This window comes from Pollutibacter soli (assembly GCA_029269725.1).
Lineage (GTDB): Bacteria > Bacteroidota > Bacteroidia > Chitinophagales > Chitinophagaceae > Pollutibacter > Pollutibacter soli.
Window position 1 is genome coordinate 414,634 of record JARJHS010000005.1, and the last position, 6,266, is coordinate 420,899.

Genomic DNA, 6,266 nt, shown 5'->3' on the forward strand with positions numbered 1-6,266 from the left:
TATTTTTAAAGACTTACCTGGAGGAACCAATATCCTTCGTGATGGAGTTTTGCGCCTTTCTTTATTTCAAGTTTCTGACTGAATAAGGAACAGTTCAAAACGAGGGTATGAAATTCTCCGTTTTCACCGCAGACATCGACGTCGAGTAATTTCAATTCTTCAGCAAGATCCTTTGTCAGGATCTGGCCGAGAAATTTTTCTCCCATGACTTCATTGCAGCTGATGATCATCGTTTCGATGCCTCCGTCCAGCATCTGATCCAGTAGGCGTTCGCGGTCAATTTGCCATAGCGGCAATACTGCTTCCAGACCGGCATTGCTGCACACTTTTTCTTCCCAGTCACGGTGCGATTGCAGGTCAATGTCGCCGAAAACAGCATGACTTACATTGAACCTGGTTTTTAAATTGATTAAAGCGTCGGTAAACTTTGTTTCGTAATCTGCCCATGACGATGAAATCAATCGGATAGGGATACCGGCCAGCTCAGCCTGCCGTTGAAGCACAGCCGAAGGTATGCCGTGAGACCTTGAGATCTTTCCTTCTTCATTCAGCACATTCAGAAGTACTGTGGGAATAAATCCTTCTTGTTCCGCTTTAATTAAAGCGAAGCAGCTGTCTTTTCCACCGCTCCAGGAACAAAGTGAAGGGTTATTTACCATGGTTGTCATTCCAGTGTTTCTTCGTAAACAGAATCAATTTCGAGGTTACTGCCATCTGCAGCCTGCGTAGCAAGTTCATCACAACGATTGTTGTAAGGGTTTGAAGCGTGCCCTTTTACCCAAACCATTTTGATGCGATGTTTTTTCAGCAGAGGATAAAGTCGTCGCCAGAGATCACTGTTTTTTTTGCCGCCTTTGAAATCCGTGCGCATCCAGTTTTCCAGCCATCCTTCGGTAATAGATTTAGTCACATATTGGCTGTCGGAATAAATAGTAATATCAAGACCTGTACGTGTAAGGGCTTCCAAGCCAACAATTACAGAAAGTATCTCCATCCTGTTATTGGTAGTAAGCCTGTAGCCGCCTGACAATTCTTTTTTTGTATTCTTCCAGATCAGGAGCACACCATAACCGCCACGTCCGGGATTTCCGCGCGCAGAACCATCCGTGTAAATGGAGAGGCCGTTTTCATTCAGCATCAGGGATATAGATTTCACCTTTCAGGAAAAGAACTCCGTAGCCACTCATCAGCACACGGTCGTCTCTTAATTCACAATCCAGCCATCCTTTGCGTGAAGAAAGCTGAATAGCTTTTAAATTCTTCTTACCGGTTTTTAGACTCCAGTAAGGAACGAGCAGACAATGCGCTGAACCCGTAACCGGATCTTCGTCTATTCCTGACTGTGGGAAAAAGCAACGTGATACAAAATCGACATCATCACCTTTCGCAGTTGCGAGTACACCACGGGAGGGTATAACCGCAATTTTGCGCATGTCAGGTTTCAGTGAATCAATATCAGATTGTGATTCGAGCTCTACGAAATAATCGAATTTGCCTTTGTACACTTTTACGGGTGTTATATCCAGGCCATCAAAAATTTCTGCGGGTGGATGGGGGACTTCAACAGGGAAATCTGCAGGGAAATCCAGCGTGAATTTCCCATCACTTTCTTTTTTTACGATCAGTACTCCGCTTTTGGAATGAAAACGGATTTCTGGTTTGTTATATCCGAGCAGATTGTAATACACGAATGCAGATGCCAGTGTTGCGTGACCGCAAAGCGCAACTTCAACGGCAGGTGTAAACCAGCGTATGCTGAAGTCTTCACCTTCAGGCACAACAAAAGCAGTTTCTGCAAGGTTATTTTCCATTGCGATTTTCTGCATCATGTGCTCAGGCAATGCTTTTTCCAACGTGCAAACCGCTGCAGGATTTCCCTGGAAAGGATTCGAACAGAAAGCATCCACCTGGTATATAGGTATCGTCATTTGTAAAAGTTGAGCTGCAAAAATAACGTTTAACGTTTAACGTTCAACGTTGAACGTTAAACCTGGAAGACGCCGAGTTTCATACTCTCTGCAATGGGTGCATTATTGGCAGCCGCTATGCATTCAGACACGATCTGCCTGGTTTGCACCGGATCGATAATGCCATCTACCCACAATCTTGCTGCCGCATAGTAAGGACTCGTTTGCGACTGATATTTTTTAGTGATATCGTCCAGTAATTTCTTCTCCTGTTCGGGTGAAATTTCCTGGCCTTTTGCCTTCATCCCAGACACCTGTATCTGCAACAAAGTTTTCGCAGCCTGTTCACCTCCCATAACAGCGATCTTTGCGCTGGGCCAAGCAAAAATAAATCGCGGATCATAAGCTTTTCCGCACATCGCATAGTTGCCTGCACCATAAGAATTACCAACAATGATGGTGATTTTCGGAACGATGCTATTGGCTACTGCATTCACCATTTTTGCGCCGTCCTTGATAATTCCTGCATGTTCACTTCGGCTGCCTACCATAAATCCTGTCACATCCTGCAGAAATAATAATGGAATTTTTTTCTGATTGCAATTCATGATAAATCGTGCCGCCTTATCAGCGCTGTCGTTGTAGATAACACCACCCATCTGCATTTCACCCTTTTTACTCTTCACCATTTTGCGTTGATTCGCGACAATTCCCACTGCCCATCCATCAATTCGACCATAGCCGCAAATGATTGTTTTGCCGTAATCCTCCTTGAACTGATCAAATGCAGAATCATCAATTATCCGCTCGATAATCTCCAGCATGTCATATGGTTTCGAACTGTCCGCCGGCATTATCCCATAGATGTCTGATGAATTCTTTTTCGGCTGAACCGGTTTAATCCGATGATAACCGGCAAGGGTAGGCGAACCAATCCTCGACATAATTCTTTTTACTTCATCAAGGCATTCTTCTTCAGTCTTGAATTTATAGTCTGCAATCCCTGATATTTCGGTATGTGTAACAGCTCCGCCCAAAGTTTCCTGGTCGATATCTTCACCTATGGCAGCTTTAACAAGATAAGGGCCGGCAAGAAAGATTGATCCATTCCCTTCCACCATCAACGTTTCATCGCTCATGATCGGCAGATAGGCTCCACCGGCAACGCATGCACCCATCACCGCAGCAATCTGCACGATGCCCATCCCGCTCATTCTCGCATTGTTCCTGAATATCCTTCCGAAATGTTCTTTGTCTGGAAATATTTCATCCTGCATAGGAAGAAAAACTCCGGCACTATCAACAAGATAAATAATAGGTAACCTGTTTTCAAGTGCTATTTCCTGTAATCTTAAATTCTTTTTACCGGTGATTGGAAACCAGGCACCGGCCTTCACCGTCTGATCGTTTGCTGCGATTACACATAGTCGCCCACTCACATAGGCAAGTCCGCCAACAGTTCCTCCTGCAGGGCATCCACCATATTCGGGATACATACCATCACCTGCAAAAGCACCTATTTCAATAAAAGGCTTGTCTTTATCGCACAGATAAGCAATTCGTTCGCGTGCAGTTAATTTGTTTTTTTCGTGTTGCTTCTCAATAGCCTTTTTCCCACCACCCAGTGATACCAGCTCCATTTTGGTGCGCATCTCACTGAGTGCTAGTTTCATCTGGTCTTCATTTTTATTGAAGTTGATATCCATGCAGAAAGTTGAATGTTATAAGTTAAAGGGTTACAGTGGCCGGTTAAAGATAGCGATAGTTACATCAGATAGGAACAGGTGCGAAGCTTCTCTCAATGAATTAGACAGTTCCTTCCCAATTGTACATCTTTAAGAAAAGTTTTTTAACGATGGGTTCACCGGTGAAAATACTTCCTCTCTACACTTATACCAACAAAGAACAATGGGAGGGAAAATGGGAGCAGATTGAAAATATTCCTTATGCAATGAGTCCATCATTTGTGCCAGAGCATCAATGCATCGCGTTTAATCTTACTTCTTTGTTTCACGGACAGTTAAAAGAATGCCGGAACTGTACGGTATGCCAACCCATTTACTATCGGATAGCTGATGACACTATTGACCTCGACATGCTGGTAGTGCGCCAGGAAATCAAGGAAAAGTATCTTGACTTTCCACCGACACTGGTGGCCGAAATATTGTCACATTCTCCACTCCTTAAAGACCGGCATAGCAAATTTTATCTTTATGAATCCCAGAAAGTTAAATACTATCTGATCATCGGCACACACGATCCCACGATTGAAATATCCAGGTGGAATGGCGCCGCTTATCAACTTTAAATGAAAAGCAGGAATGCTCTTTATGAGTTTGAGTTTGATGACTGCAGATTTGCAATTGATATTTCAGGAATCTGGTAGATACAAATCTTCGTGGTAAAAACTATTGTTCGGGGGTTAATGTATTACAGGGAAAATAATTCTTGAGGGATTATCCTGCTGGTGGTATATCCTGATCTGTGCATTTCTGAAATCCGTCAGTTTTGCAGAAGGAATATGCATGAATTTCTGCGGATTTCTGTCGACTAATGGGAACCAGGAACTCTGGATCTGTATCATCAGCTTATGTCCTTTTTTGAACAGATGAGCAATATCCGGAATATCGAGATTTACACTTTCAATTTTATTGGGTGTGAAAGCGACAGGTTTTGAAAAATCATTTCTGAATTTACCACGGATCACTTCAGCACGAACCAGGCGTTGGACTTCCGGCTTTCCGTCAACAGAGGGTTCCACATCAATAATTTTTACAACAAAATCGGCATCTGTACCCGAAGTGCTCACCTTCAATTCTGCTTTTACCGGACCAGAAATCAGTAAATCATTTTCCAATACTTCACCGGTAAAAGAAGCAACATCTTTTCTTTCTGAAGCGAATGTCTGGTCCTCTGCCATGTACTCGTTATTTCTGCGTCCGGATTTTTTTGCGGTATAAGGCACCGGGCGATCAGGATCGCTGTTATACATGGTGTATCCTTCTTTCGAAGAAGGAACCGTAGTATTCAGCCTGGCGCCGCTATGGAGGTAAATGTTAAGAGGTGTCGCATTTTCGGGTGGCCATTGCTGATAGCTCTTCCAGGTATTGCTTCCTGTTTCAAAGATTTTTGCCTCAAAATTGAGTGGCGAACCGACGTCCTTCAGGTGGTAATTGAAGAAAACAGTTTCAATCGAGTCCTGGTAAAATTTGCTGGTATTCTGATCGAAATTAATTCCTGCATACCTGCTCCAGTTCGGGCTGGCCCATGCGCCGTGCGTCCAGGGACCCATTACCAGTTTATTGTCGGCACCTGGATTTTGTTTCTCAATTGCCCGATAGGTTTCCAACGCGCCAAACAGATCTTCTGCGTCAAACCATCCGCCAACAACGAGTACAGCGGGTTTTATGTTTTTTAAAGAGGTACGGATATTACGCGCTTTCCAATAGTCGTCGTAAGTATCATGTGTGGTTATTTCATTCCAGATTTTCGCTTTGTTGTTGAAATAATCCATACCGTTTGCATTTCCTACAGTACCCAGGCGCAAATAGAAATCGTATGCATCTTTTATATCAGCATTGAAAATCTGGCTCCCATAACTTTCCACCGGACCCTTTCTTTCTTTGTCAAAATAATTCATGAAAGAAAAATTATCCATGAGGAAGAAAGCCCCTTTGTGATTTACGTCGTCCCCAATAAACTCATCGGTCACCGGAGCCTGTGGAGAAACCGCTTTGATGGCAGGGTGCGCACCCGGAAGAGAAGCAGTAGCATAGAAACCAGGATAGGAGATCCCGTGTATTCCCACACGTCCGTTATGGTGTTTGATATTTTTCAACAGCCACTCAATCGTATCGTAAGTATCGGAACTTTCGTCGGTTTGTTTTGCTGAGGTTTTGTTTTCGATATTCGGAGTCATCTCCTCGAAGTTGCCTTCGCTTTTATACCGGCCACGAACATCCTGAGTAACAAAAATGTATTTTCCTTCGAGAAGCCCAACATTCGGCCCGACAGTATAAGGAAATTCACCCTCTCCATACGGACCAGCACTGTATGGTGTTCTTTCCATGAGAAATGGATAATCTGTTGTGCTGTCCTTAGGTTGAAAGATCACGGTGTACAATCTTACTCCATCCCTCATCGGGATATATACCTCGATTTTGTCGAAGTTTTCTTTGAGAAATGCAGTTTTATTTTGTGCAAACAATGTTGGGAAAAGCAGGAGAGCGATTGCTATACACAGGGGTGATTTACGCATAGTAAGTAGTAAGTTTTAATGTAAAAAGGCATGGTGCTGCAAGAGTCTTGCATGAAGCAGACTCAATTATTACGATAACCTTTTTAAAGGTTTCGTCAATT

At 43.4% G+C, this 6,266-nt stretch carries 6 protein-coding genes; 1 reads left to right on the top strand and 5 read right to left on the bottom strand.

Going from position 1 to position 6,266, the window contains the following annotated elements:
* Positions 1–5 precede the first annotated feature (5 nt).
* Genes P2W82_RS15195 through P2W82_RS15210 form a run of 4 tightly spaced genes read right to left on the bottom strand, consistent with a single transcriptional unit; the run spans position 6 to position 3,613 of the window.
* Entirely contained in the window at positions 6–668 is a 663-nt protein-coding gene (locus P2W82_RS15195) for a Dph6-related ATP pyrophosphatase (RefSeq protein ID WP_336516757.1), read from the bottom strand.
* A complete protein-coding gene (gene rnhA, locus P2W82_RS15200; protein WP_336516758.1) occupies positions 665–1,138 on the bottom strand; it encodes a ribonuclease HI in 474 nt (157 codons plus the stop codon). Before rnhA ends, P2W82_RS15195 begins: the two co-directional genes overlap by 4 nt.
* Positions 1,128–1,928 carry a PhzF family phenazine biosynthesis protein gene (locus P2W82_RS15205; RefSeq protein WP_336516759.1) on the bottom strand — a complete coding sequence of 267 codons (801 nt, stop codon included), beginning with the start codon at positions 1,926–1,928 and terminating at the stop codon, positions 1,128–1,130. Before P2W82_RS15205 ends, rnhA begins: the two co-directional genes overlap by 11 nt.
* Positions 1,929–1,984: 56 nt before the next feature.
* The gene (locus P2W82_RS15210; RefSeq protein ID WP_336516760.1) at positions 1,985–3,613 is read right to left on the bottom strand and encodes an acyl-CoA carboxylase subunit beta; all 1,629 of its coding nucleotides are present in this window, start codon (positions 3,611–3,613) and stop codon (positions 1,985–1,987) included.
* Positions 3,614–3,762: 149 nt separating this feature from the next.
* Between P2W82_RS15210 and P2W82_RS15215 the strand changes: the two genes are divergently transcribed.
* On the top strand, positions 3,763–4,215 hold the full coding sequence (locus P2W82_RS15215) for a Uma2 family endonuclease (protein WP_336516761.1): 453 nt from the start codon (positions 3,763–3,765) through the stop codon (positions 4,213–4,215).
* Positions 4,216–4,329: 114 nt separating this feature from the next.
* On the opposite strand, the gene P2W82_RS15220 is transcribed toward P2W82_RS15215, so the two are convergent.
* Complete coding sequence (locus tag P2W82_RS15220; RefSeq protein WP_336516762.1) at positions 4,330–6,165, bottom strand: CocE/NonD family hydrolase; 1,836 nt, start codon at positions 6,163–6,165, stop codon at positions 4,330–4,332.
* Between the last annotated feature and the right edge of the window lie 101 nt (positions 6,166–6,266).